Below are 26522 nucleotides of genomic sequence, written 5' to 3'. Positions count from 1 at the left end.
ATGCAAACAATATTGATTACATTTACCATTGTAGTAGCCCTTATCTTGATTTTGCTGGTTAGTCTGCTTCCTAGAGAAAACCAGCAATTTTATAGAGAAACTAATACATCGATTGGCAAGTCAGGCTACTGGGAAACCCACCTCGCAAAGAAAATCCTCGTTCTTTTGGCAAGCGTTGCCTTGATTATTCTCATGATTTTTTTTATGATTCAATCCCTCTAGCATCTGTTTAGGAAGTTACTCAGACGACTGCTAAATAAGAAAGACCCTCTATTGCAGACAATAGAGGGAATTTTTATAAGCAAATTTTGGATGTAAAGGTTTTAATTTCTGAAAGCAGCTTGATATTTTTCTGAAAAGGAGTAAACTGGATATACAAGTGATGGAGGTTTGGTATGAAATTATACGTTCAGTTGATGATTATTTTTATGATTTCCCTCGTTGGAGAAGGGATTTCAAGTGTTTTCCAACTGCCTGTTCCAGGTAGTATCATTGGTTTGGTCTTGCTGTTTTTGGCTCTGCAGTTTAAGCTCCTGCGCCTGCGTCATATCAGCATGGTTGGCAATTTTCTTTTGGCAAATATGACCATCCTTTTTCTGCCTCCTGCAGTTGGTATCATGGATAAATTTCAGGTCATTGCACCTTATCTGCTGCCGATTATTTTGATTGTTTTAGGAGCAATTGTGCTCAATGTCTGCGTGATTGCAGTTGTGGTGCAGCTGATTAAGACTCGTTTTGAAGGAGATTATGAGGAAGGAGACGCCAGCAATGTCTGATTTATGGAGCAACCCTCTCTTTGGCCTTGCCTTGTCTATCTTGGCCTATCTGTTCGGTCTATTGATTTTTCGGAGATTTCCTCATCCTTTGACAACTCCTTTGCTGATTGCAGCAGTTTTGGTTATTGCTTTTTTGAAACTATCTGGTATTTCCTACAAGGATTACTATGTCGGCGGCTCCTATTTAAACAATCTAATCGTGCCATCTACGGTTGCTTTGGGGATTCCGCTTTACAAGACTTTTCATTTGATGAAGCATCATGCACGCAGTATTTTGATTGGGACCTTTGCGGCGGTTGTAGTCAATACCAGCTTCACTGCTCTACTGGCTAAGTTTTTCGGCATGGATTTCTTTCTGGCTGTTTCTCTTTTTCCGAAATCTGTCACAACGGCCATGGCTGTCGGTATCACAGACAAGCTGCAAGGTCTTGCTACAGTGACATTAGTGGTGGTGGTTGCGACGGGCATTCTGACCAGTGTCTTAGGACCAACGCTTCTTAAGCTCTTAAAAATCACAGACCCGGTAGCTATTGGTCTAGCTTTAGGGGGAACAGGCCATGCGGTAGGAACGGGGACCGCCTTTAAATACGGTCAGGTCGCAGGAGCTATGGCAGGACTTGCGATTGGCGTGACGGGCCTCATGTACGTTCTGGTCAGCCCCATCGTGGCAGCGATTATTCTGAAGTAAAAATAAACAAGGTTGAAACGTTTTGTTTCAACCTTGTTTTGCTTATTGCAGATTTAGTTTGTTTTTTACGATGGCATAGATTGTAAAATAGAAACCGAAAATTTTGACGAGTTCAAAGACGATTCGGATAATAATGAAGCCATCTAGCATCTGTTCAAAGTCCGAAGAGGAGTAACTGTAATCATATAAACTAAGTAGTCCATATGAATCAAAAGAACTAGGTAAGAAGAGTGACAAGACTGCTAGAACAGTCCAAATCAAAAATCCGAAGAGCACAGCCATCATAATCCGATTCTTCTTGAAAAGCTGTCCGACTGAGATTGCTAGGTAAAAGAAGAGGATACCAGAAAGGATTTGAAGGAGATTAAGGAAGCCGTATTTGACAATCCATAGCCAGAAATTTTGTATTCCGTCTATAAATTTAAAAATCTCATTGAATGAAAAGCCTACAAGGGGAAGAGCAATGCCAAAGATGACTAAACCACTAATAAACATGGTCAGCATACACAAGAGGGTCCAAACAAATGCGGAAAGAAGCTTGGACAGAAGAATCTGATGCGGGGTGACCGGCAAGGTCCAAGTCAGATAGCCTTCTCTCCCAAAGACATTTTTATAAAATCGACGGATAATAATGATGGTATTGGATAGAAAGACTGCGCAAGATGCAGAAAACAGCAAGAGAAATAGTAGATAGAAAGTGATGATAACACCACTAATAGACAATGGATGTTCACTATAGCGATTCATTGCCTCAGGTCTTAGGATGCTGCCAGCTATGAATCCCATGAAGATAGATAGAGTGAGAAGAATGGCAAAGGTGATACAATACCATTTGTAATTAGACTTAAAGTCGTATTTAAACAGTTTTCCAAACATATAATGAAGACCTCCTAATAAAAGCGAAACTGGCTGCGGAAGAGATTATCAATGGATTGATTGTACTGTTGACGCAGCTGATTAGCATTTTCATGCAAAAGAATCTGACCTTGGTTAATCAGGATTACTTCATCCAAGATTGGCTCGATATCCGCAATCAGGTGGGTGGAAATGATGACAGAAGACTGAGGTGTGCGGTTTTGAATGATGGTCTGCAGGATATAGTCACGAGCAGCCGGATCCACACCACCGATAGGCTCGTCTAGGATATACAGTTCCGCATGGCGGCTCATGACCAAAATGAGCTGCATTTTTTCCTTGTTACCTTTTGAAAGGCTTCCGATGCGCACTTGAGGATCGATATGAAGATCCTTTAGAAGCTGCATGGCTTTCGCGCTGTCAAAATTATCATAAAAATCTTGGAAATATTTTACAGCTTCGATTACTTTAGAGCTGTCGCTTAGATAAGTCGTATCTGGTAGATAGGAAACGATTCTTTTGGTCTCAGGTGAAGGTTTAACTCCTTTTAGATAGATATGACCAGAGGTGGGCTGCAAGAGACCATTGATAAGCTTAATAATAGTTGTCTTGCCGCTGCCATTAGGACCTAGAAGTCCGATAATTCTGCCAGGCTGGATGTTTAAGCTCACATCATAGAGGGCGGGTGCGTCGCCATAATTTTTATGGACATGGTCAAGATAGACCAGAGGATACTGATTCATACATGTCTCCTTTGTTTTCTTCAATTTACAATTATTATACCTTTTCCTTAGGAAAATGGCAAAGAAAGCCGGAAAGGGTGAATGGAATCTTTCTGTTCAGTCAAACTCCTATTTCCCTCATTCAGTGAATTGCGGTATAATAGTTATAAGAAGAAGCAAAGCATGTTCAAGGAGAAAAATGTGGTGATACAACTTGATACCAAAACTGTTTACAGTTTTATGGATAGCTTGATCCCGATAAAGAAATATGTGCAGAAAGCCAAGGAGTTAGGATACAGTCATCTGGGCATGATGGATGTGGACAATCTCTATGGGGCTTATCATTTCTTAGAGGAAGCCGAATCTGCGGGACTACAGCCGCTTTTAGGATTGGAGCTGAGTCTGATCAAGGCAGAGCAGGAACTTCATCTCCGTCTGCTGGCCTTAGACAGTCAGGGCTATCGCAATCTGATGAAAGTCTCGACTCTCAAGATGATGGGACAAAAAAACTGGGAGGATTTCCAGCATCTCTTTAAGGGATTGGCTGTGATTGTTCCTGCTTTTGACGGAGTAGCAGATCTGGATTTGGGGTTGGATTTTTATGTTGGTGTCTTTCCAGCAACGCCCAAGCAGGAGTTCGGTCGGCCAACCCTGCCCCTGCATACCGTCCGATATTTTGACACGGGGGATTTGGAAACCTTGCAGATGCTCCGGGCTATTCGAGAAAATGCCAGCCTGCGGGAGATTGGCAGCCTTCCCAATCATGAGTTTTTGCTGGGACCAGATGCTCTGGCAGGAGCTTTTAAGGAAACTTTCCCAGAGAGTTTGGCTAATCTTGAGAAGCTAGTCCGTCATGTTCACTATGATATCAATAGGGAGCTGAAACTGCCCCGCTTTAATCGGGAGCGACCAGCCGTGGAAGAGTTGCGGGAGCGCTCCGAAGCTGGCTTGAAAAAACGCGGTTTAACAGGTAAACTTTATCAGGAACGGCTGGATCAGGAGCTGGATGTCATTCATCAGATGGGCTTTGATGATTATTTCCTCATTGTCTGGGATTTGCTGCGCTTTGGTCGCAGTCAGGGTTATTATATGGGCATGGGCCGAGGATCTGCTGTTGGCAGTCTGGTGGCCTATGCTTTGGAGATTACTGGGATTGACCCAGTCAAGAATAACCTACTCTTTGAGCGCTTTCTAAATCTAGAGCGCTATACAATGCCCGATATTGATATCGATATTCCTGATGTTTACCGGCCAGAGTTTATCCGTTATGTTCGGGATCGCTATGGCAGCATGCATGCGGCTCAGATTGTAACCTACTCGACTTTCGGAGCCAAGCAGGCCATTCGCGATGTTTTCAAGCGCTTCGGTCTGCCAGAGTATGAGCTGACCAATATTACCAAGAAAATCCGCTTTGGCGATAGTCTGACCTCTGCTTATGAGAAAAACATGGCCTTTCGTCAGATTATCAACAGCAAGCTGGAATATCAAAAGGCCTTTGATATTGCTAAAAAAATCGAAGGTCATCCCCGTCAGACTTCTATCCACGCAGCCGGCGTTGTGATGAGCGACAATGACCTGACAGACCAGATACCGCTCAAATACGGTGAGGACATGTATATCACCCAATATGATGCCCACGGTGTGGAGAGCAATGGACTGCTCAAGATGGATTTTCTGGGCTTGCGCAATCTGACCTTTGTTCAGCGGATGAAAGAAGCAACCCTGAAAAAATATGAGGTAGATATTGAGATTGCAGAGATTGACTTGGAGGATGCAGGCACTCTGAAACTCTTTGCGGCTGGCCAGACCAAGGGAATTTTCCAGTTTGAGCAGCCTGGCGCTATCAGCCTGCTCAAGCGGGTTCAGCCTGTTTGCTTTGAGGAAGTAGTGGCCACGACTTCTCTCAATCGTCCTGGAGCCAGTGATTACATCGACAATTTTGTCAAGAGAAAGCATGGGCTGGAGCAGGTGGAGCTGATTGATGACAGTTTGGCTGATATTCTAGCTCCGACTTACGGTATCATGCTCTACCAAGAGCAGGTTATGCAGGTAGCCCAGCGTTTTGGTGGCTTTAGTCTGGGGAAAGCCGATATTTTACGAAGAGCAATGGGTAAGAAAAATGCTGCTGAAATGCATCGCATGCAGGAGGACTTTGTTGCAGGTGCTCTCAAGCTAGGGCATTCGGAATCCAAAGCCAAGGAAGTCTTTGCTATTATGGAGAAGTTTGCTGGTTATGGCTTTAACCGCAGCCACGCCTATGCCTACTCAGCTCTGGCCTTTCAGTTGGCTTTCTTCAAGGCTCACTATCCAGATGTTTTCTTTGATGTCATGCTCAATTATTCTAGCAGTGACTATATCACCGATGCCCTGAGTTTTGACTTTGAAACAGCACCCCTTAGCATCAATAATATTCCCTACCATGATAAGTTTCAGGATAAAAAGATTTTTTTGGGTCTGAAAAATATCAAAGGCCTGCCTAGGGATTTGGCCTACTGGATTATCGAAGAGAGACAAAATGCCGCCTTTACTGGGGTGGAAGACTTTATTCTGCGTCTGCCTCAGAATTACCATAAAATTCCTCTGCTGACTCCTCTGATTCAGCTGGGGCTCTTTGACAGTTTTGAGAAAAATCGCCAAAAAATTCTAGCCAACCTGCCTAATCTATTTGTATTTGCGGATGAGTTGGGCAGTCTCTTTGCGGATACGACCTATTCTTGGACAGAGGCTCAGGATTTCAGCGATGCCGAAAAGTTTGAGCTGGAACAGAGCATTATCGGTGTGGGGCTTAGCGATCACCCCTTGGTTAAACTGGCCAAAGAAGCGGACCAGCCCTTTAGCTGGATTAGTGAGCTGACCGAAAATAGCAGAGCTAGGATTCTAGCTGAAGTCCAGTCTATTAAGACTATCCGGACCAAAAAGGGCGAGAATATGGCTTTCTTGCAGGTTTCAGATACTAAGAAAAAACTAGATGTTACTCTCTTTCCTGATACCTATCGCCAGCTGGGTGACCGTATTAAGGAGAAGGGGATTTACTACTTGACCGGCAAGGTGCAGGAACGGGATGGACGCTTACAGTTGGTCTTGTCAGATATCGAAGAAACCACTACAGAACGCTTCTGGATAAAGCTTGCGGGCCATGAACATGATCGGGAAATATCTCAGATTTTGCAGAAATACCCCGGCAATATTCCGGTCGTCCTACGTTATGAAGATGAGAAGCGAACCATGTCTGCACCGCATTTTCGAGTGGAGAAATCGGAGCAGCTGCAAGAGGAATTGAAGAATTATACTATGAAAACGATTTTTCGTTAAAAAATATGGAAAATAAGAGAATTTTCATGATGATTGTGGTATAATCTATAAGAATGTTAAAAAGAAAAAGGAGCAAAAAGCGAAATGAAACGTATTGCTGTTTTGACTAGTGGTGGTGATGCCCCTGGTATGAATGCTGCCATCCGTGCGGTTGTTCGTAAAGCAATTTCCGAAGGAATGGAAGTTTACGGTATTTATGATGGTTACGCTGGAATGGTAGCTGGCGAGATTTACCCACTTGATGCAACATCAGTTGGTGACATTATTTCTCGCGGTGGAACTTTCCTTCACTCTGCTCGTTACCCTGAGTTTGCCCAAGTTGAAGGGCAGCTGAAAGGAATTGAGCAGCTTAAAAAACATGGAATCGAAGGTGTCGTTGTTATCGGTGGTGATGGATCTTACCATGGTGCGATGCGCTTGACAGAACATGGCTTCCCAGCTGTCGGTGTTCCAGGAACCATTGATAATGATATCGTCGGAACAGACTTCACTATCGGTTTTGATACTGCTGTTACTACAGCTATGGATGCGATTGACAAGATTCGGGATACCTCATCCAGTCACCGCCGTACTTTCGTTATCGAAGTAATGGGTCGTAATGCTGGTGATATTGCTCTTTGGGCAGGTATTGCATCTGGTGCGGATGAAATCATCGTTCCAGAAGAAGGTTTCAAAATCGAAGAAGTTGTTGAAAGCATTAAGAATGGCTATGCCAAGGGTAAGAAACACAACATCATCGTCTTGGCTGAGGGTGTCATGTCAGCGGATGAATTCGCTGAGAAGCTGAAAGAAGCTGGAGATATGAGCGATTTGCGTGTCACAGAGCTCGGACATATCCAGCGTGGAGGCTCACCGACTGCGCGTGACCGTGTTCTTGCATCTCGTATGGGAGCACATGCTGTTAAACTGCTTAAAGAAGGTATCGGCGGAGTTGCTGTTGGAATCCGCAATGAGCAGATGGTTGAAAGCCCAATTCTGGGAACTGCTGAAGAAGGAGCACTCTTTAGCTTGACTGCTGAAGGCAAGATTGTTGTCAATAATCCGCACAAGGCTGATCTGGACTTGGCTGATTTGAACCGCAGCATCAATATTTAACTATTATTTGTTATTCAGGCCAAGAGGCCAAATAGAAGAAGGAGTTTCATACAATCATGAATAAACGTGTAAAAATCGTTGCAACATTAGGTCCTGCGGTAGAAATCCGCGGCGGTAAAAAATTCGGTGATGACGGATATTGGGGAGAAAAGCTGGATGTTGAGGCATCAGCTCAAAACATTGCTAAGTTGATTGAAGCTGGCGCAAACACATTCCGTTTCAACTTCTCACACGGTGACCATGCTGAGCAAGGAGAGCGCATGGCAACTGTTAAGCGTGCAGAAGAAATTGCCGGCCAAAAAGTTGGTTTCCTACTTGATACAAAAGGACCAGAAATTCGTACAGAATTGTTTGAAGGCGATGCAAAAGAGTACTCTTACAAAACTGGTGAAAAAATCCGTGTTGCTACTAAGCAAGGTATCAAATCAACTCGTGATGTGATTGCTTTGAACGTTGCTGGTGCCCTTGACATCTACGATGATGTTGAAGTTGGTCACCAAGTTTTGGTTGACGATGGTAAACTTGGTCTTCGTGTTTTCTCAAAAGACGATGCAACTCGTGAATTTGAAGTAGTCGTTGAAAATGACGGTATCATTGCTAAGCAAAAAGGTGTGAACATCCCTAACACTAAGATTCCTTTCCCAGCACTTGCTGAGCGCGATAATGATGATATCCGTTTCGGTTTGGAACAAGGTATCAACTTCATCGCGATTTCATTCGTACGTACTGCAAAAGACGTCGACGAAGTTCGTGCAATCTGTGAAGAAACTGGCAACGGCCATGTTCAATTGTTCGCGAAAATCGAAAACCAACAAGGTATTGATAACTTGGACGAAATCATTGAAGCTGCTGACGGTATCATGATTGCCCGTGGTGACATGGGTATCGAAGTACCATTCGAAATGGTTCCAGTTTACCAAAAGATGATCATCACTAAGGTCAATGCAGCTGGTAAAGTGGTTATCACAGCAACTAACATGCTTGAAACCATGACAGAAAAACCACGTGCAACTCGTTCAGAAGTATCAGACGTATTTAACGCTGTTATCGATGGAACTGACGCAACTATGCTTTCAGGTGAGTCTGCAAATGGTAAATACCCACTTGAGTCAGTAACAACAATGGCGACTATCGATAAGAATGCTCAAACCCTTCTTAACGAATATGGCCGCTTGACAACTGATAACTTTGAGCGTAACTCTAAGACTGAAGTTATGGCTTCAGCGGTTAAAGATGCTACAAACTCAATGGATATCAAGTTGGTAGTTACCCTTACTAAGACTGGTCACACAGCTCGCTTGATTTCTAAATACCGTCCAAATGCTGATATCTTAGCTATCACTTTTGACGAATTGACTCAACGTGGTCTTATGCTGAACTGGGGTGTTATTCCAGTGACTACTGAAACTCCATCTAACACAGATGATATGTTTGAAATCGCTGAAAAGATTGCAGTTGAGCAAGGCTTGGTTGAATCTGGTGATGATATCGTTATCGTTGCTGGTGTGCCGCTTGGTGAAGCAGTTCGTACCAACACAATGCGCATCCGTACAGTACGTTAATCTAAGATAATAAGAAGAACCGTTGATTGAAAAATCATCGGTTTTTTCTCTTGTCGAAGTGACGACCATTATCTTGTGTGGGAAGAAGGACACATCAGCGTTTTGATTTTTGAAATAAGATTGTCCCTTTGTCTATTTTATCTAAAAATGATATAATGGTATAAAAGAGATGGGGGAGACGAATGTTAAAGAGAGATTTATTAAGAAATATCATTATTTTTTCAGTACTGGCAGCTATTATTATAGGGCTGAGAGTTTTTATTTATACGCCTTATCGGGTGACTGAGCAAGACAGCAATTCCTATTTGGCAAAGAATGACTTGGTCTTGGCAACGAGAAAGCAAGACATCAAGCGTGGGGATTTTGTCCTCTATGAAGTGGACGGCAAAGACTATGTCGGCCGGGTCATTGCCCAGGAAAAGGATCAGGTAACCTATATGGATGACCTCCTTTATCTGAACGGTCAGGTCATGTCGGAAGAGTATATCGAGAAAATGCGCGAGAAATATCTGGCTTCAGCAGGAAGTTCGGGTTACTATACTCATGATTTCTCTATTATGGATTTAAAAGATTCAAAGTCTGATAAAATTACTAAAGATTCTTATCTGATTCTTAATGACCGACGTGAAAATACGAAGGACAGCCGAGAATTTGGGCTCATCAAAGCCAGTCAAATCAAGGGAGTAGTGGAGTTCCGACTCTCACCGCTTAATGAATTTGGTTTTATTAAGAATAAATAATTGAAGTCTATTTTCAACCAAGGCAGGGCAAGCCTTGGTTTTTTCTTTGAAAATCAACTTTAAAGTTACAAGTAAACATAAAGATACTTGTCCTGATATGGTATACTAATATCAAAAGACCGCAAAAAGGAGAGTGCTTTTGAAGTCAAGAAAGACAAAAATATTATTTTTGGTTATACTGGCTCTGAGTTTTCTGACTGCATGTAGCAGCATAGTAAATAGAGATGGTGAAAAAATATGGATGTCAGATACAGAAATGACAGAGCTTCATAAGAAAGAGCAAAAGCTTGCACTTTATATCATTAATCATTATGAAGATGTTCAAAAAATTGAATTTGATGAATTTTCCAAGGGAAATTTATGGAAAGGGGATTCCGTTAGTCTCATTGTAAATGACACCAGTTATATCCCACATATTTCTTTGGAGTCAAAGGATGAAAGCTATAATATAAATGATGATTCTCACACTGATTCGACAGAATTGACTTTTCGTCTGAAAAAGAAAGAGAAGGTCACAAATTTTAAAGATACGGGTGAGACAGATGTTATTTACTCTGGAGAAAATGCTTGGCTGACGACTGAGGAAAAAGTAAAGGTACGCAACCAGGAAGAGGGGCTGGCTTTATTTTTACTGAATCACTATGAAAATGTTGAAAAAATTGAATTTACAAAGATTTCAAGAAAGCCTTTTGGACAGGCAAGATATGCTGCTTTACTTGTTAATGATAAGATAAAGATTTATACCGACCTAGATGATAGCTATGACAACTATTATTTGTCTGACAATCCTGAAAAAGACGGCCTGAAAGCTAAAGAGAAACCAACAAATTTGCAAAGTCTAGATAATATTACTGTTATTTATTATACAGGGAAATGAAGGATGTGTTGCAATGAAAAAGCCAGACTGACTTAATCATCAGACTGGTTTTTTCGTGTCTCTTGGTGAAAGATGTTTTGCCATACTTCGTGGCGGCGCCAGTGGCTGGTATGGATAACACCGTCCATTTCATAGCGGATGAGTTTGGTTTTCTGGCTGACAGAAAGCAGTTCAACGTTTTTGAGAGGAGTTTTTGAGGCTCTTTCTGCCTGAAATTCAGCCTTGTTTAGCTGTCGGCCATCTTGGGAAATGTAGAGAAATTCGGCGGACAGAAGTGTATCCAGTTGGTTGCCTTGCTCCACGAGCTGTTCACGCATGAGCAGGTTTGGGTAAAGATTGTCCAGCGTCTCATCCTCGGGAATGGGAGCAGGCTCAATATGAATGTCAATATCAAAGACTCCGAAGCGCTCCATAAGCATATCCTCAACTTGGTCCGCAATCTCATGGCTTTCAAAAACAGACAAATCCGGATTCATTTCCAAGATAATATCCAGATATATATTACTGCCATAGGTCCGGCCGCGCTGTGACTTGACTTGAGTGATTTTAGGAATTTCCAAGATAGCTTGCTTATAGTCCTGCAGCAGGCTTTCATCAAATCCGTCGGACAGGCTGAAGGAAGATTCCATAAAGATATCGTAGGCCGTCTTGAGAATGAAGAAGGTAATGATAATGGCTGCTAGCTTATCAACGATTGGAAAGTTAAAGGCGCTGGCAATGATAGCAACTGAAGTGCCGATAGAAGTGACAGCGTCTGATAGGTTATCCTTGGCTGCGGCATCCAGAGCCTTGGAGTGAGCTTTTTTAGCCAGTGTTTTATTGTAAAAATAAACACCTAACATAATGATTGCCGAGATGATTCCGACCACGGCACCAACTGGGTCAAGCTTGGTCTCTTGATTGGAAATAATTTTCTGAATGGTCTCTATCAAGACATCAAATCCAACGAAAAACATGATGAAAGATGTGATGAGACTGGCCAGATCTTCTATCTTCCAGTGGCCAAAGCGATGGTCACGGTCGGCTGGTTTTCTAGCCATACGCAGGCCAATTAAAACGGCGATATTAGCCACGATATCAGAGACGTTGTTGAAGCCATCGGCCGTCAGACTGGAGGACTGGAGGGTCGAGCCTGCGATAATCTTGACCGCTGAGAGAATCAGATAGGTAGCGATGGACAGGATGGCTCCTCTCTCCGCTAGCTTCAGATTGTTACTAGGATTTTTCATGACAGCCTTTCTTTCTAGTGGGGCAGCAGAATGGAAAAGAGACTTGCGAAAAAATGTCATCTCTGGACAGGTACTCTAAGTCTCATATGGGCATATTATAGCAAAAATAGGCCTGATTTTCAATTTGAATCGGGCTTAGGGTGCCTTAAATGACTTTGCCGAAAATCTAATCTAAAATCAGAAATTCCTCTTCTTTCTGGTTTAGCTTCATCAGGATTTTTGTTATAATAGTAGCATTGACTTTGAAAGAGGAAGAAAAATGCATCCTTTATTAAACGGTATGAATGACCGTCAGGCTGAGGCGGTTCAAACAACAGAAGGGCCTTTGCTGATTATGGCGGGAGCTGGATCGGGTAAGACCCGTGTCCTGATCCACCGCATTGCCTATTTGATTGATGAAAAAATGGTCAATCCATGGAATATCTTAGCCATTACCTTTACCAATAAGGCGGCGCGGGAGATGAGAGAAAGGGCTGAAAAACTTAAAACGGAGGCCCAAGATTGCTTAATCGCTACCTTCCACTCCATGTGTGTGCGTATTCTGAGACGAGAAGCAGATCATATTGGCTACAACCGCAACTTTACGATCGTTGATCCTGGCGAACAGCGGACTCTGATGAAGCGAATTCTCAAAAATCTCAATCTGGACCCTAAAAAGTGGAATGAGCGTGCCATTCTGGGAACTATTTCCAATGCTAAGAACGACCTGATTGATGAGGTAGCCTATGCAAATCTAGCTGGTGATATGTATACAGAGATTGTAGCTAAGTGCTACACGGCCTATCAAAAGGAATTGCGCCAGTCTGAGGCTATGGACTTTGACGACTTAATCATGCTGACCCTGCGACTCTTTGATCAAAATCCTGACGTTTTGACCTACTACCAGCAACGCTACCAGTACATCCATGTGGACGAGTATCAGGATACCAATCATGCTCAGTATCAGCTGGTCAAGCTCTTGGCTTCCCGCTTTAAGAATATTTGCGTAGTCGGAGATGCTGACCAGTCTATCTATGGCTGGCGGGGAGCCGATATGCAGAATATCCTGGACTTTGAAAAGGATTATCCAGAAGCTAAGGTAGTTCTGCTAGAGGAAAACTATCGTTCCACCAAGACCATTCTTCAGGCAGCTAATGAAGTCATCCGAAACAACCGCAACCGCCGTCCTAAAAATCTCTGGACTCAAAACGAAGACGGTGAGGAAATTGTCTACTATCGGGCTAATGACGAGCAGGATGAGGCTCTTTTTGTCGCCCGAACTATTGATCAGCTGAGCCGAGAAGGATATAGTCATAAGGATTTTGCAGTTCTTTACCGGACCAATGCCCAGTCACGGACAGTGGAGGAAGCCCTGCTAAAGTCCAATATTCCCTATACCATGGTCGGTGGAACCAAGTTCTACAGCCGCAAGGAAATCCGAGATGTTATTTCTTATCTCAATCTCATCGCCAACCCTAGCGACAATATCAGCTATGAACGCGTGGTCAATGAGCCTAAGCGTGGTGTCGGACCAGGAACGGTGGAGAAAATTCGGGATTTTGCGTCCAGTCAGGAAATCTCCTTGCTAGATGCGTCGGCCAATATCTTGCTGTCTCCGGTCAAGGGAAAAGCGGCTCAGGCGGTCTATGATTTTGCCAATATGCTTCTGGATTTGCGGGAGCGCTTGGACGACTTTACAGTAACGGAGCTGGTAGAAGCCGTATTGGAAAAGACAGGCTATTCTGCAGCCTTGGCTGCCCAAGCAACCTTGGAAAGCCAAGCACGGATTGAAAATATCGAAGAATTCCTGTCTGTAACTAAGAACTTTGATGAAAGTCCAGATAATCCTGCTGATGAATCTGGTCTTGATAAGCTCAGCCGTTTTCTCAATGACTTAGCCTTGATTGCAGACACAGATGACGGAGATACGGAGAGTTCCGAAGTGACTCTGATGACCCTCCACGCAGCCAAGGGATTGGAATTTCCGGTCGTCTTTCTGGTTGGTATGGAGGAAAATGTCTTCCCTCTAAGTCGGGCGTCTGAAGATGAGGATGAGTTGGAAGAGGAACGACGTCTAGCTTACGTTGGCATCACCCGAGCAGAGAAGATTCTCTATCTGACCAATGCTAATTCCCGTATGCTTTATGGTAAAACCAACTATAATCATCCTACACGCTTTTTGAGAGAAATCAGCTCAGACTTGCTAGACTATCAGGGACTGGCTCGACCGTCAAATAGCTCCTTTAAGGTTAGTTATACCAATAGTGATACCAGTCAATTCGGTCAAGGCATGAGTCTGGCCCAGGCCCTGCAAGAACGGAAGCGTCAGGCAGCACCAAGCTCGATTTCTACAGGCAGTCTGCCTTTTGGAAAGAGCAGTCAGAGCCAGCCATCTAAGCCAGAAGTTGCTTGGGCTATCGGGGATATTGCCCACCATAAGAAATGGGGAGATGGGACAGTTCTGGCAGTCTCTGGCAGCGGAAACAGTCAAGAGCTTAAGATTAATTTCTCAGAAGTCGGTCTGAAGAAAGTGCTGGCCAGCATAGCACCGATTGAGAAAAAATCATGATGAGGCAGTCAATTGAAGCCTGGATCTATCATCCAGAGGATGGAGAAATCTTGCTATTGAAAGTGGAAGCTGAGAAAGTTTCCTTTTGGCAGCCCATTACTGGTGGGATTGAGAGTGGTGAGAGCCCAGAAGAGGCCTGCCTTCGTGAAATAAAAGAAGAGACAGGCTTGATCTTAGCTTGTTCAAACCTGACGGGTCTTGGAAATTTCACAGTAAAGATTGATGAAAATCTGACTATCCACAAAAATCTCTTTCTAGTTCTGACTGAACAGAAGGCAATCCAGATTTCTGATGAGCATGTGGGAGCTCAGTGGGTAGCTTTAGACAAAGTTTCGTCGCAGTTGTACTGGCCCAGCAATCAAGCGACTTTTGAGATTATAAAAGAGAAGCTATAAGATATAGCTTCTCTTTATTTCTTTTGATAAGGAAATTCTATTAGTCAAGTGAGGCGTTTAGTGGTAGACTTATCACATAACTATAGTGAGGTGACCTTATGACACGTGAATTTAAATTTGAAACCCTGCAACTTCATGCTGGACAGACAGTTGACCCGACAACCAAGTCGCGGGCTCTGCCTATTTACCAGACAACTTCCTATGTGTTTGATGATACTCAGGAGGGAGAAGATCTCTTTGCCCTGCGCAAACCGGGCAATATCTACACTCGGATTACCAATCCGACCCTGTCTGCTTTTGAGGAGCGCATTGCAGCTTTGGAGGGTGGAGTCGGAGCTCTAGCAACAGCTTCTGGTATGGCAGCTGTTACCTATACCATTTTAGCCTTAGCTCATGCTGGCGATCATGTAGTGGCAGCCTCTACCATCTACGGCGGTACCTTTAATCTGCTCAAGGAAACCTTGCCTCGCTATGGCATTACCACGACTTTTGTGGATATTGAAAATCTGGCTGAAGTAGAAGTGGCCATTCAGGACAATACCAAGCTGGTTTTGATTGAAAGCTTGGGCAATCCGCTGATTAATATTCCAGACTTTGATGCTTTGGCAGAGCTGGTTCATGCTCATAAAATTCCGCTGATTTCCGACAATACCTTTGCCACTCCTTATCTGATCAATGTCTTTTCTCATGGAGTGGACATCGCGGTGCATTCTGCGACCAAGTTTATCGGTGGTCATGGAACCAGCATTGGCGGTGTGATTGTGGACAGCGGTCGTTTCGACTGGGAAGCTTCTGGCAAGTTTCCGCAGTTTGTTGATCCGGACCCGAGCTATCATGATATCAGTTATACACGTGATGTTGGAGCAGCAGCCTTTGTTACTGCTGTCCGGACTCAGCTCTTGCGCGATACGGGCGCAGCCATGTCTCCCTTCAATGCCTTTCTCTTCCTGCAGGGGTTGGAAACTCTCTCTTTGCGTGTAGAGCGCCATGTGTCCAATGCCGAGAAGATTGTAGATTTCCTAGCAGAGCATCCTAAGGTCGAGCAGGTCAATTATCCCAAGCTCGCTGGCAGTCCTTACCATGCTTTGGCAGAAAAATATTTCCCTAAAGGTGTGGGCTCTATTTTCACCTTTAATGTCAAAGGTGGAGAGAAAGAAGCTCGTAAGGTTATTGACAGCTTAGAGATTTTCTCTGACTTGGCCAATGTAGCAGATGCTAAGTCCCTGGTCGTCCATCCAGCTACGACGACTCACGGTCAGATGTCACCAGAAGCTCAGCTGGCAGCAGGCATTACACCAAATCAAATTCGTCTCTCTATCGGCTTGGAAAATGTGGATGACTTGATAGAGGATTTGAGAATCGCCTTGGAATCTATCTAATTTTCAAGGCCTCTAGACTGTGAAAATGAGAATAAAACTAGGTTTTCGCCTAGTTTTTTGTTATAATAGGATGAAATATATAAAATAGTAGGAGATTAAAATGACAATTTCGGTGATTGTTCCGTGTTTCAATGAAGAAGAGTCTATTCCTCTGTTTCATGAAGCTATGGAAGCGGTCAAATACCAAATCCGTGACCAGTTTGAATATATTTTTGTCAATGACGGATCGACAGACCGGACCTTGGCTGTTTTGCGTGAGCTCAGCAGTCGCTGTCCAGACGTGCACTATCTGTCCTTTTCTCGCAATTTCGGAAAAGAAGCAGCCCTCTATGCTGGTTTGCAAGAGGCGAGAGGGGAATTTGTGACGGTCATGGATGTAGATTTGCAGGATCCGCCTGAGCTCCTGATTGAGATGAAGGCCATGCTGGACTCGAATCCTGAGCTGGACTGCGTGGGGACTCGTCGGACTACTCGCGAGGGAGAGCCACCTATCCGGAGCTTTTTTGCTAATCTGTTCTATAAGCTGATTAACAAGATTAGTCAGGTAGAGATGGTAGATGGTGCGCGGGACTTCCGCCTGATGCGCCGCCAGATGGTAGAAGCTATTCTGGAAGTTTCAGAGTACAATCGCTTCTCCAAGGGGATTTTTGCCTGGGTTGGCTTCAATACCGAGTATTTGGAATACAAAAATGTTGAACGAGTAGCTGGTAAGACCTCTTGGAATTTCTGGTCACTATTCAACTATTCTTTGGAAGGCATCGTTAATTTCTCTGATGCGCCGCTCAACATCGCCTTTTTAGGAGGTATCCTGTCTTGGATTTTAGCCTTCATCCTGATGGCAGTGATTATTATTCGCACCTTGGTTTTTGGTGACCCGACATCGGGTTGGCCGTCCCTTATGACTGTCATTCTCCTTATCGGCGGCTTCCAGCTGCTGACCATCGGCATACTGGGTAAATACATTGGTAAAATATTTATGGAAACCAAGCATCGGCCGATTTATGTGATTAAGGAGAAGAGTAAATGATTTTCCAGAAACGTTTTTCTGATTTTAAAAACTATCTTCTTTTAAATAAATCGTCTGCCCTAGTTATTTTTATTATTTATTCAGTAGTCAATATTAATATCGGTTTAGCTGAGTATCCCTATATTGATGATATTGGAAGACAATTACAAGGCTATTCAAAATTCTCTGAACATTATTCAAGATATTTAAGTGAGTATTCCGCTCGTTTAATACAAGGTGGGGATCATCTGACAGAACTAGGCTTGACTTCAAATATTCTGTCAGCTTGTTTTTTAACTTTAGCGAGCTTAATTTTATTATTTGTCTTATATCCCAATAAAAAGATTTCTTTTATAACAGCATCTGTTTCAACTATTATAGGGATTAATCCGTGGTTTTTAGAGCCATTAAGTTTTAGATTTGACAATCCTTTTATGACTTTAAGTATATTAGTTTCTATCATTCCATTTATTTTCTGGGATAATAAAAAAATATTTGGAGTTATGTCAGTTGTTGGTATATTCTTAATGTGCAATTCATACCAAGCTTCTTCAGGAGTGTACATTATTGTAACCATGACGCTAGTATTTTTAGAATTATTGCAAGGAAGTTATTTTAAAGATAAAATTCCTAAAATTGTTATTTCTATCTTGTCTTATGTAGTTGGTTTGCTTTTATATCGTATACAACTTTTTATAAAGCCTCCTATTTTTGCTGATCAAGCTGATATTCCAAAGGGATTAGAGATAATTAAAATAATTGGGGTGAATGCTACAGGATATTTGAACAATATATTTTTTCAAAGTTCAACTATCTGGGTTTTATTAACGATAATTGCTATATTTCTCTTAACTATCAGTGTGATTCGCTTATCCAGTACTAAATTCCTTTTAAACTTTATTTACATGCTGATTTGGCTAAGTTTAGGAAGTGTATTTAGTTATGGAACTTATTTGATTTTGTCTAATCCTTATTATCTTATGAGACCAAGATATGAATATGGTTTCGGAATTTTTTTAGCGATTATCTTAATTGTTAGCTTAGAGTGCGTTGAAAAGAGTAAAATTCTACGTAGAGGGAAGTCCTTCGTCTCGGGATTATTAGTTTTTTATTTCTTATCTTTCTCTTTTACTTATGTAAGCAGTTTAAAACAACAAAATGAAATGTTCAAAGCGCAGAGCATATTGCTAGCTTCCTCTCTAAACAAGTACATTACACCCGAAAAAACAGTTATTAATGTGAATCGCTTTCTTTCTGATTCGCCAGTATTTAGCAATACAGCTTCTGTTTATCCAATGTTAAAAAGTTTGATTATGCCAAATACAAATGTTTCTTGGGATATGACATTGAGATTTAATAGCATAACGAATTTAAACGTCGATTTCAAATTAATCGATATTGCTAATATAGATTTTAGTAGTGAAAACTATACATTACTTGAAGAAACAAAGTTATATAATATTTATCTTAAAAATAATGAATTATTTGTTATCATGAAGTAGAATCTTTCTAAGAGAGAAATAAAGAAAAGATTCATTTTAATATGATTATGCATTGTTAAAGTTTATACAGTCAATTTAAAATGATGCTAAGTTTTCTGATTATCACTTGCATAATGTTGCATCATTTATATATGGAGTGTAAAAAGTATGAGATTTTATTTCCTAAAAAAGACTAGAGGTATGATTCGACCAAGCAGATTTTTTCTGCTTTTTTTGTTATAATAAACTTATTGAATGTTTATGATGTGAAAGGAAAGACAAATGATTTTAATTACAGGTGCAAATGGACAGCTGGGTACAGAGCTCCGCTATCTTTTGGATGAGCGCAATGAGGAGTATGTGGCTGTTGATGTGGCGGAAATGGATATTACCAATGCGCAAATGGTGGACAAGGTCTTTGCGGAAGTCAAGCCAAGCTTGGTTTATCACTGCGCAGCTTATACTGCAGTTGATGCGGCTGAGGACGAAGGAAAAGAGCTGGACTATGCCATCAATGTGACCGGGACCGAAAATGTTGCAAAAGCAGCAGAAGCACACGGAGCGACCTTGGTCTACATCTCAACAGACTATGTCTTTGACGGACAAAAGCCTGTCGGAGAGGAATGGGAAGTAGATGACCGGCCGGATCCACAGACAGAGTATGGCCGTACCAAGCGCATGGGTGAGGAGCTGGTTGAGAAATATTCCAGCCGTTTCTATATTATCCGTGCTGCCTGGGTCTTTGGTAACTACGGTAAAAACTTTGTCTTTACCATGCAAAATCTTGCCAAGACGCACAAAACTTTGACTGTAGTCAATGACCAGCATGGCCGTCCGACTTGGACTCGTACGCTGGCTGAGTTTATGACTCATCTGGCTGAAAATCAAAAGGAATTTGGTTATTACCATCTGTCTAATGATGCGGCAGAGGATACCACTTGGTATGACTTTGCAGTAGAAATTCTCAAAGATACAGATGTGGAAGTCCAGCCGGTTGATTCCAGCAAGTTCCCAGCCAAGGCTAAGCGGCCTTTCAACTCAACTATGAGTCTGACCAAGGCTAAGGCTACAGGCTTTGTCATTCCGACTTGGCAGGATGCCTTAAAAGAGTTTTACAAGCAAGAGAAGAAACAGTGATTCTCTTTGAAGTTGATAACAGCGACAGAACTTAGTCTTAGACTAGGTTCTGTTTTTTCTTCTAGCAGCCTGAAGAAGTGATTTTCAGGTGCGTGCTCTGCTGGAGAAAGATTTGGCTTGAAGATGAGGGTGGGAAATGATAACGAGAAGAATTTTCCACAGATCTTATCCCCTTAAAATAAAGATGTTTCAATTTGATGAAATTCTGTGGATAACCTTTATTATTTCATGCAACTGTGTTACAATGTTACTATAAATAAAATAGAAGAGGTGTGTGAATATGTCACGTAAACCATTTATTGCTGGTAACTGGAAAATGAACAAAAATCCTGAAGAAGCAAAATCTTTTGTAGAAGCGGTTGCTGCTAAGCTGCCTTCTTCAGACTTGGTAGAAGCTGGTATCGCTGCTCCAGCACTTGATTTGACAACTGTTTTGGCAGCAGCTAAAGGAAGCAATCTTAAAGTTGCAGCCCAAAACGCTTACTTTGAAGATGCAGGTGCCTTCACTGGTGAAAACAGCCCTAAAGTTCTTGCAGAAGTTGGAGTTGACTACATCGTTATCGGTCACTCAGAACGCCGCGATTATTTCCATGAAACAGACCAAGACATCAACAAAAAAGCGCACGCTATCTTCCGCAATGGTCTGGTACCAATCATCTGCTGTGGTGAGTCGCTTGAAACTTACGAAGCTGGCAAAGCTGTAGATTTCGTTGGTGCTCAAGTATCAGCAGCATTGAAAGACTTGACAGCAGAGCAAGTGGCTTCACTGGTTATCGCTTATGAGCCAATCTGGGCTATTGGTACTGGTAAGTCAGCAACTCAAGACGACGCTCAAAAGATGTGTAAAGCAGTTCGTGACGTTGTAGCAGCTGACTTTGGTCAAGAAGTAGCAGACAAGGTTCGTGTTCAGTACGGTGGTTCTGTAAAACCTGAAAATGTTGCGTCTTACATGGCTTGTCCAGATGTTGACGGTGCTCTTGTTGGTGGTGCATCACTTGAAGCTGAAAGCTTCTTGGCATTGCTTGATTTTGTAAAATAAAAAATGTTGAAAAAAGACTTGTCCTCCCAAAGGTGACAAGTTTTTTAAAAGTTGGAGAGAAAAGTTGAAATCGAAAGAATTGGTTTATTTAGCGAGTACGGCTATTTTGTTGGCAGCGACTGCCAATGTTGCAAAAGCCGAGGAACATACGATCGCTGAGTCAGAAGTTTTAAAAACAGAAAGGTCTGTTAGTTCCCAGAATCAGATAGTGAATGCGGCTGCATCACAAACGTCTAATCAGCCGACTGTAGCAGTATCATCTGCAGAACAGTCAGTTCAAGCAGTTAAGCAAGAGGAGCAAGTAACGAATGCTGTAGGAACAGTTGTTGAGTCTGGAGGAGCAGCTCAATCAGCAACTGCAGAGGTACAAACAGCCCCTGCTAAGCCAGAAGGGCAAACTCAGTCAGATGCAAATGCTTCTAATCAGAATGAAACTGCAGCTGATCAGTCAGCAAAAGCAAGATCTTCTGTTGCAGATTCTGCTACTACCTCAGAGCCAAAGGCCAGTCCTGCAGTAGCATCAGCACCAAAAGCTAGTAATGCTGGAAAAACTGTATTTTATAATGCTGGGTCAAAGGCTCAGGCAGCCCGCGGGAATTCCCAAGCAGAGATTAAAGGTACTTCCTTTGTAGATGTCAGCAGCCACAATGGCCATATCAGCGTAGACGACTATCGTAAATTAGCCCAGCAAGGGGTTGGCGGTGTCGTTGTCAAACTAACTGAAGGAACCCATTACACCAATCCATTTGCCGAGTCTCAGGTGAGAAATGCGCAGGGGGCTGGTTTACAAGTATCGACCTATGCCTTCTCGCACTATACCAGTGATGAAGAAGCGAGAGCTGAAGCTCGTTATTATGCAGCCTTTGCTAATAGACTAGGTCTGCCTAAAAACACAGTCATGGTCAATGACATGGAAGATCCTAAAATGCAAAATGGGATTAACCAGCATACCCAGGCTTGGGCGGATGAGATGCGCAGACTGGGTTATTCTAACCTGATGTACTATACCAGTGCTAGCTGGCTGGATCAAAATAATCTTCGCAGCAAGGGACCGGTTAGTACATCGCAATTTGGCTATAGCAACTTCTGGGTTGCCCAGTATCCGTCTTCTAATTTAAATCTTGATGGAGCTAAATCTCTCAAATACAATAGTGGCGCTGGAGCATGGCAGTTTACAGCTCAGGCTCAGCTGTTAGCTGGCAAGCATGTATTTGACCATAGCGTTGATTACACTGGGAGATTTACCCAGCAGTCTGCTCTTGCTAAGCAGCCTTTAAAAGGTAACATCAGTATTCAGAATAAGAATAATGTCAACGGCAGCTTTGATGTTGTGATTTCAAACGTTTCTGCTCCTTATGGAGTGTCTGTTGTTAGTGTTCCAGTATGGTCTGAAGCTAATGGTCAAGACGATATTATCTGGTACACAGCTACTCAGCAGGCCAATGGTACTTATAAAGTTTCTGTTGAGTCTAGCAGACATAAAGATTCAGTTGGCAAGTACAATGTCCATCTCTATTATGTCCGCAACGACGGTCAATTAGTCGGTGTTGGCGGTACTACAACTAATGTATCTGTCATCAAGCCACAGGGCAAAATCAGCATTCAGAATCGTAACAGCGAAACTGGTGATTTCGATATTGTGGTTTCAGGTATCTCATCCCCTGGTGGTCTTAAGACTGTCTCTCTGCCGACTTGGTCAGAGGCCAACGGCCAAGATGATATCAAGTGGTATACTGCTGAACGTCAGGCCGACGGCACCTATCGTAAGCGGGTAAGCATAAGCGATCACAATCATGTGCAGGGCGAGTACAATGTTCATCTCTACTATGTCCAAAATGACGGCCGCTTGGTCGGTGTAAGCGGCACTAAAACGACCGTTTCTCTTGGCAAACCTAAGGGCACCATCAGTATTCAAAATCGAAACAAAGAAACTGGCGATTTTGATATCGTGGTTTCAGGTATTTCATCTCCGGGCGGTCTGAAGAGCGTTTCTCTGCCAACTTGGTCTACTGTGAATGGTCAAGATGATGTTAAATGGTACAACGCTGAGCGTCAAGCTGATGGCACTTATCGTAAGCATGTCCGTCTGAGTGATCACAATAATGTTGAGGGCGAGTACAATGTGCACCTTTACTATGTGCAGAATGACGGCAACTTGGTCGGTGTGGGCGGCACTAAAACGACTATTTCCATTGAGAGACCAAAAGTCCAAGGCAAAATCAGCATTCAGAATCGAAACAGCGAAACTGGCGATTTTGATATCGTGGTTTCGGGTATTGTCTCTCCAGGCGGTCTCAAGAGCGTATCATTGCCGACTTGGTCTGAAGCCAACGGCCAAGATGATATCAAGTGGTATGACGCAGAGCGTCAGGCTGATGGCACTTATCGGAAACGAGTTCGCCTGAGCGACCATAACAATGTCCAAGGCGAATATAATGTGCATCTTTACTATGTGCAAAATGATGGCAAGTTGGTAGGAGCAGGCGGCATCAAGACCAATGTTTCTATCAGTAAGCCGCAAGGTAAAATCAGCATCCAGAATCGCAACAGCGAAACTGGCGATTTTGATATTGTAGTTTCAGATATCGTATCGCCAGGCGGTCTTAAGAATGTTTCCTTGCCAACCTGGTCAGAGGTCAATGGTCAAGATGATATCAAGTGGTACAACGCAGAACGTCAGCCGGATGGTACCTATCGTAAGCGAGTCCGTGTGAGTGATCACAAAGATGTTGAGGGCGAGTACAATATTCATCTCTACTATGTGCAAAATGATGGCAAGCTGGTTGGTGCTGGCGGCATCAAGACTAATGTTTCTCTAGGCAAGCCGAAGGGCAACATCAGTATTCAAAATAAGAATAATGTCAACGGCAGTTTTGATGTTGTGATTTCAAACGTTTCTGCCCCTTATGAAGTGTCTGCTGTCAGTGTTCCGGTTTGGTCTGAAGCTAACGGTCAAGATGATATTATTTGGTATACAGCTACTCAGCAGGCTAATGGTACCTATAAAGTTACTGTTGAATCTAGTAAACATAAAGACTCAGTTGGTAAGTATCATATCCATCTTTACTATGTCCGTAACGACGGGCAGTTAGTCGGTGTTGGTGGTACTACAACCAATGTGTCAGCAGTTAAACCACAGGGCAAAATCAGTATCCAAAATCGTAACAGCGAAACTGGCGATTTTGATATTGTGGTTTCAGATATTGTATCTCCAGGCGGTCTCAAGACTGTTTCCCTGCCAACTTGGTCAGAGGCCAATGGTCAGGATGATATCAAGTGGTACAACGCAGAACGTCAGCCGGATGGTACCTATAAGAAGCGAGTTCGTGCGAGCGACCATAACAACGTTCAGGGCGAATATAATGTACATCTCTACTATGTCCAAAATGATGGCAAGCTAGCAGGAGCAGGTGGCATCAAGACCAATGTGTCAATCAGTAAGCCACAGGGTAAAATCAGTATTCAAAATAAGAATAGTGACACTGGAGATTTTGATATTGTAGTATCAGGCATTGTGGCACCAGAAGGTCTCAAGACAGTTTACCTGCCGACTTGGTCAGAAGCGAATGGCCAAGATGATGTCCAATGGTACACAGCGGATCGTCAGGCTGACGGTACTTATCGTAAGCATGTATATGCGCGTGACCATAAGAATAATGCAGGTGAGTACAATGTTCACTTGTATTACTTAAATAATCAAAATCAGCTGCAGGGAGCTGGTGGAGAAAAGACCTCTATCTCTGTAAACCGTCCTCAGGCAGCTAGTCAGCGAGACCGTGTTCTTGCAGCGGCAGCTGCTATGGTAGGTGTCAGGGGAGGCAGTGCTGAGCATCAGCGCTTGGTCAACGATTATAACAGTGTCAGACCGCTGCCAGTTGGCTATGCTGTGAAGAACACGGATGACTGGTGCGACATTTTTACTACAGTTATTTTCCAAAGAGAGGGCTTGAGCGATCTTATCGGCCGCGAGTGTGGCGTAGAGCGTCATATTCATATTTTCCAAAGACTAGGTATCTGGAATGAAGATGGCAATTCGACTCCTAGCGCAGGCGATATTATCACCTTTAACTGGGACAAAGATACCCAGCAAAATGATGGCTGGGCTGATCATATCGGTATTGTCGAAAAAGTAGAAAATGGCATCATTCACACGATTGAAGGCAACAGCAATAACGTAGTTAAACGCAATACTTACCGCATCGGTCATGGAAATATCCGTGGTTTTGCGACACCTCGTTATAAATAAACATACAAAAGAGGCTGGGACAAAAGTCCTAGCCTCTCAATTGTCTTTGGATTGTCAAGCAAGACGCAGTGGTTTAGTGGGCTCTACTACGCTGATTTCATCAGCTTTTACAGCCCTACTCAACTGTGCGGAGGTGGGACGACGAAATCGAATTCTAACGAATTACCGATTTCTGTCCCACTCTCTTTTAACGTCTTAGAATTTTCTTTATGAGCTGAAGTAGCTTAAATTTGAGAGGGTTAGGATAATAACGGAAAGTCCCCATTTTTCGGACGATGAAGCCGTTGAAGTTCTGTTTGAAGCGCAGAACACCGTCAGAACCATCGAAAATTCCCATAATACCGAGGAAATTATAAAATGGAATGCCTCTCTTGATACTTTCGGTCATAACGTATTCCTGCAGCAGGGCTGGGGCGTAGAATTTATTAAACTCAGGATAGGAGCCGCTGAAGAGGTAGGTTGCTTCCTGAGGGGTGTAGATAAAGAGGCTGGCAGCCAGGATCTGGTCTTGGTCGCCGTACTTGTCAATCAGTTCTTGGGCTTCAGCTTTGCGGGTTTCAAAGCTGTCAAACTGGCTGGAAAGTTCTCGCAGCTGATTTTGCTTCTTTTCAGATTGAGGATTGTTTTCCAAGTCCGCCTGCAGTTTCTGAATTTTCTGGCCCAGTTTCTCTTGGTCTTTTTGTAAGTTCTGAAGATAGTCCTTGAAGTTGAGACTGGCTGTCATAAAGTCCGCCTGTTGACCAAAGCTGTCATAAAAATCTTGGTAATAGTCCAGTGGCTTGTCATCGTATTCACGCCGATCAGAAGTGGCAGAGGTAATGTCTTTGAAAAGATTGAGCTGGTCGCGTTCCAGCCTTTTTAGTTTGATACCAAAGGTATTCGCCTTTTTGACGGTCGCCTTGCCGTTTTTACTGAAGGACTTGAGCAGGTCTTTCTCCGTCAGACCAGCTAAATCTTTGACATAATGCCAATCAGGCTCCCCGCCTGGATAGCCTGTCTGTAGGCCGTCAAAGTCAAAGCCCAAATCAGTCAGTTGCTGGATAAGATCGACCTTTTCATCAGATGTGGGCTGGCCATTGCTGTCAAAGGTCTGATAAGTCTCGTAGGGCTTGATGATCAGCTCCAAGGCGCCTTCTTTTTTAGCGTAAGCCTGCAAAGCTTGATAGAAGGGAGTCAAGTATTGAGCATCGGTAGAGACAGGGCCGCAGTTGATTTCCATATGGAGGCCGCCAGTCATCGGCATACTGTAGAGGACAGCAGACACCACTACCTGTCCCTGCGGGTCAGTGTAGCCGATATACTGGCTACTGAAGCCCCGCTTGCTCAGCAACTCTGCCATTTCCACGGTCTGCATAAAAGAGCGTTGGGAGCTAGCTGAGGTATGCTGGATGAATTCTTCTTGGCTGAGAAGTTTAAAGGTCATAGGCTTCCTTTC

20 protein-coding genes are annotated in these 26522 nt (G+C 43.1%); 16 read left to right on the top strand and 4 right to left on the bottom strand.

Going from position 1 to position 26522, the window contains the following annotated elements:
* From asp5 to FOC72_RS06135, 3 genes are all read left to right on the top strand, one after another.
* Positions 1-222, top strand: a complete 222-nt coding sequence (asp5, locus tag FOC72_RS06145) for an accessory Sec system protein Asp5 (protein WP_002895928.1) — start codon at positions 1-3, stop codon at positions 220-222.
* Positions 223-395: 173 nt separating this feature from the next.
* Entirely contained in the window at positions 396-776 is a 381-nt protein-coding gene (locus FOC72_RS06140) for a CidA/LrgA family protein (RefSeq protein WP_002895927.1), read from the top strand.
* Positions 769-1464 (top strand): LrgB family protein, encoded by a 696-nt coding sequence (locus tag FOC72_RS06135; protein WP_002895926.1) that lies wholly within the window; start codon positions 769-771, stop codon positions 1462-1464. Before FOC72_RS06140 ends, FOC72_RS06135 begins: the two co-directional genes overlap by 8 nt.
* Positions 1465-1506: 42 nt before the next feature.
* Here the strand turns inward: FOC72_RS06135 and FOC72_RS06130 are convergent, their stop codons facing one another.
* Together FOC72_RS06130 and FOC72_RS06125 are read right to left on the bottom strand one after the other, a co-directional pair.
* Entirely contained in the window at positions 1507-2340 is an 834-nt protein-coding gene (locus FOC72_RS06130; RefSeq protein ID WP_002895925.1) for a hypothetical protein, read from the bottom strand.
* A 14-nt stretch (positions 2341-2354) separates the two neighbouring features.
* The gene (locus tag FOC72_RS06125; RefSeq protein ID WP_002895923.1) at positions 2355-3062 is read right to left on the bottom strand and encodes an ABC transporter ATP-binding protein; all 708 of its coding nucleotides are present in this window, start codon (positions 3060-3062) and stop codon (positions 2355-2357) included.
* A gap of 180 nt (positions 3063-3242) precedes the next feature.
* On the opposite strand from FOC72_RS06125, the gene FOC72_RS06120 reads away from it, so the two are divergent.
* The 5 genes from FOC72_RS06120 (at position 3243) to FOC72_RS06100 (ending at position 10627) form a co-directional block, all read left to right on the top strand.
* The gene (locus tag FOC72_RS06120) at positions 3243-6353 is read left to right on the top strand and encodes a DNA polymerase III subunit alpha (protein WP_302479830.1); all 3111 of its coding nucleotides are present in this window, start codon (positions 3243-3245) and stop codon (positions 6351-6353) included.
* An 84-nt stretch (positions 6354-6437) separates the two neighbouring features.
* Positions 6438-7448: a 6-phosphofructokinase gene (gene pfkA, locus FOC72_RS06115; protein WP_002895919.1), complete on the top strand. Its 1011-nt coding sequence runs from the start codon at positions 6438-6440 to the stop codon at positions 7446-7448.
* A gap of 56 nt (positions 7449-7504) precedes the next feature.
* Positions 7505-9010, top strand: coding sequence for a pyruvate kinase (pyk, locus tag FOC72_RS06110; RefSeq protein WP_002895918.1), 1506 nt, complete (start codon positions 7505-7507; stop codon positions 9008-9010).
* A gap of 182 nt (positions 9011-9192) precedes the next feature.
* Positions 9193-9750, top strand: a complete 558-nt coding sequence (gene lepB, locus FOC72_RS06105) for a signal peptidase I (protein ID WP_002895916.1) — start codon at positions 9193-9195, stop codon at positions 9748-9750.
* A 139-nt stretch (positions 9751-9889) separates the two neighbouring features.
* On the top strand, positions 9890-10627 hold the full coding sequence (locus FOC72_RS06100) for a hypothetical protein (protein WP_032914194.1): 738 nt from the start codon (positions 9890-9892) through the stop codon (positions 10625-10627).
* Positions 10628-10659: 32 nt separating this feature from the next.
* Here the strand turns inward: FOC72_RS06100 and FOC72_RS06095 are convergent, their stop codons facing one another.
* Entirely contained in the window at positions 10660-11856 is a 1197-nt protein-coding gene (locus FOC72_RS06095; RefSeq protein WP_032914321.1) for a cation diffusion facilitator family transporter, read from the bottom strand.
* 259 nt (positions 11857-12115) lie between these two features.
* On the opposite strand from FOC72_RS06095, the gene pcrA reads away from it, so the two are divergent.
* The 8 genes from pcrA to FOC72_RS06055 all read left to right on the top strand — a co-directional run bounded on the left by pcrA (position 12116) and on the right by FOC72_RS06055 (position 25087).
* The gene (gene pcrA, locus FOC72_RS06090; RefSeq protein ID WP_002895912.1) at positions 12116-14404 is read left to right on the top strand and encodes a DNA helicase PcrA; all 2289 of its coding nucleotides are present in this window, start codon (positions 12116-12118) and stop codon (positions 14402-14404) included.
* The gene (locus tag FOC72_RS06085) at positions 14401-14799 is read left to right on the top strand and encodes an NUDIX hydrolase (RefSeq protein WP_002895911.1); all 399 of its coding nucleotides are present in this window, start codon (positions 14401-14403) and stop codon (positions 14797-14799) included. The genes pcrA and FOC72_RS06085 overlap by 4 nt, the downstream gene beginning before the upstream one ends.
* A 98-nt stretch (positions 14800-14897) precedes the next feature.
* The gene (locus FOC72_RS06080; RefSeq protein WP_002895910.1) at positions 14898-16178 is read left to right on the top strand and encodes an O-acetylhomoserine aminocarboxypropyltransferase/cysteine synthase family protein; all 1281 of its coding nucleotides are present in this window, start codon (positions 14898-14900) and stop codon (positions 16176-16178) included.
* Positions 16179-16278: 100 nt separating this feature from the next.
* Positions 16279-17205, top strand: a complete 927-nt coding sequence (locus tag FOC72_RS06075; RefSeq protein ID WP_002895909.1) for a glycosyltransferase family 2 protein — start codon at positions 16279-16281, stop codon at positions 17203-17205.
* A complete protein-coding gene (locus FOC72_RS06070; RefSeq protein WP_002895908.1) occupies positions 17202-18686 on the top strand; it encodes a glucosyltransferase domain-containing protein in 1485 nt (494 codons plus the stop codon). Before FOC72_RS06075 ends, FOC72_RS06070 begins: the two co-directional genes overlap by 4 nt.
* 261 nt (positions 18687-18947) lie before the next feature.
* Complete coding sequence (rfbD, locus tag FOC72_RS06065; RefSeq protein WP_002895907.1) at positions 18948-19802, top strand: dTDP-4-dehydrorhamnose reductase; 855 nt, start codon at positions 18948-18950, stop codon at positions 19800-19802.
* Positions 19803-20082: 280 nt separating this feature from the next.
* Positions 20083-20841, top strand: a complete 759-nt coding sequence (gene tpiA, locus FOC72_RS06060; protein ID WP_002895906.1) for a triose-phosphate isomerase — start codon at positions 20083-20085, stop codon at positions 20839-20841.
* 64 nt (positions 20842-20905) lie between these two features.
* Positions 20906-25087, top strand: coding sequence for a GBS Bsp-like repeat-containing protein (locus FOC72_RS06055; protein ID WP_002895905.1), 4182 nt, complete (start codon positions 20906-20908; stop codon positions 25085-25087).
* Between the two features lie 187 nt (positions 25088-25274).
* Here FOC72_RS06055 and FOC72_RS06050 read toward each other — a convergent pair whose 3' ends face one another.
* A complete protein-coding gene (locus FOC72_RS06050) occupies positions 25275-26510 on the bottom strand; it encodes an aminoacyltransferase (RefSeq protein WP_002895904.1) in 1236 nt (411 codons plus the stop codon).
* Positions 26511-26522 lie beyond the last annotated feature (12 nt).

The organism is Streptococcus sanguinis (assembly GCF_013343115.1).
In the GTDB taxonomy this organism is placed as follows: domain Bacteria; phylum Bacillota; class Bacilli; order Lactobacillales; family Streptococcaceae; genus Streptococcus; species Streptococcus sanguinis_H.
This window is presented reverse-complemented; position numbering and strand designations above follow the sequence as displayed.

What these genes read in the sequence shown, in the direction of transcription:
- asp5 (WP_002895928.1), top strand. Translation starts at nt 1, where the DNA reads ATGCAAACAATATTGATTACATTTACCATTGTAGTAGCCCTTATCTTG.
- FOC72_RS06140 (WP_002895927.1), top strand. Translation starts at nt 396, where the DNA reads ATGAAATTATACGTTCAGTTGATGATTATTTTTATGATTTCCCTCGTT.
- FOC72_RS06135 (WP_002895926.1), top strand. Translation starts at nt 769, where the DNA reads ATGTCTGATTTATGGAGCAACCCTCTCTTTGGCCTTGCCTTGTCTATC.
- FOC72_RS06130 (WP_002895925.1), bottom strand. Translation starts at nt 2,340, where the DNA reads ATGTTTGGAAAACTGTTTAAATACGACTTTAAGTCTAATTACAAATGG.
- FOC72_RS06125 (WP_002895923.1), bottom strand. Translation starts at nt 3,062, where the DNA reads ATGAATCAGTATCCTCTGGTCTATCTTGACCATGTCCATAAAAATTAT.
- pfkA (WP_002895919.1), top strand. Translation starts at nt 6,438, where the DNA reads ATGAAACGTATTGCTGTTTTGACTAGTGGTGGTGATGCCCCTGGTATG.
- pyk (WP_002895918.1), top strand. Translation starts at nt 7,505, where the DNA reads ATGAATAAACGTGTAAAAATCGTTGCAACATTAGGTCCTGCGGTAGAA.
- lepB (WP_002895916.1), top strand. Translation starts at nt 9,193, where the DNA reads ATGTTAAAGAGAGATTTATTAAGAAATATCATTATTTTTTCAGTACTG.
- FOC72_RS06095 (WP_032914321.1), bottom strand. Translation starts at nt 11,856, where the DNA reads ATGAAAAATCCTAGTAACAATCTGAAGCTAGCGGAGAGAGGAGCCATC.
- pcrA (WP_002895912.1), top strand. Translation starts at nt 12,116, where the DNA reads ATGCATCCTTTATTAAACGGTATGAATGACCGTCAGGCTGAGGCGGTT.
- FOC72_RS06085 (WP_002895911.1), top strand. Translation starts at nt 14,401, where the DNA reads ATGATGAGGCAGTCAATTGAAGCCTGGATCTATCATCCAGAGGATGGA.
- FOC72_RS06080 (WP_002895910.1), top strand. Translation starts at nt 14,898, where the DNA reads ATGACACGTGAATTTAAATTTGAAACCCTGCAACTTCATGCTGGACAG.
- FOC72_RS06075 (WP_002895909.1), top strand. Translation starts at nt 16,279, where the DNA reads ATGACAATTTCGGTGATTGTTCCGTGTTTCAATGAAGAAGAGTCTATT.
- FOC72_RS06070 (WP_002895908.1), top strand. Translation starts at nt 17,202, where the DNA reads ATGATTTTCCAGAAACGTTTTTCTGATTTTAAAAACTATCTTCTTTTA.
- rfbD (WP_002895907.1), top strand. Translation starts at nt 18,948, where the DNA reads ATGATTTTAATTACAGGTGCAAATGGACAGCTGGGTACAGAGCTCCGC.
- tpiA (WP_002895906.1), top strand. Translation starts at nt 20,083, where the DNA reads ATGTCACGTAAACCATTTATTGCTGGTAACTGGAAAATGAACAAAAAT.
- FOC72_RS06050 (WP_002895904.1), bottom strand. Translation starts at nt 26,510, where the DNA reads ATGACCTTTAAACTTCTCAGCCAAGAAGAATTCATCCAGCATACCTCA.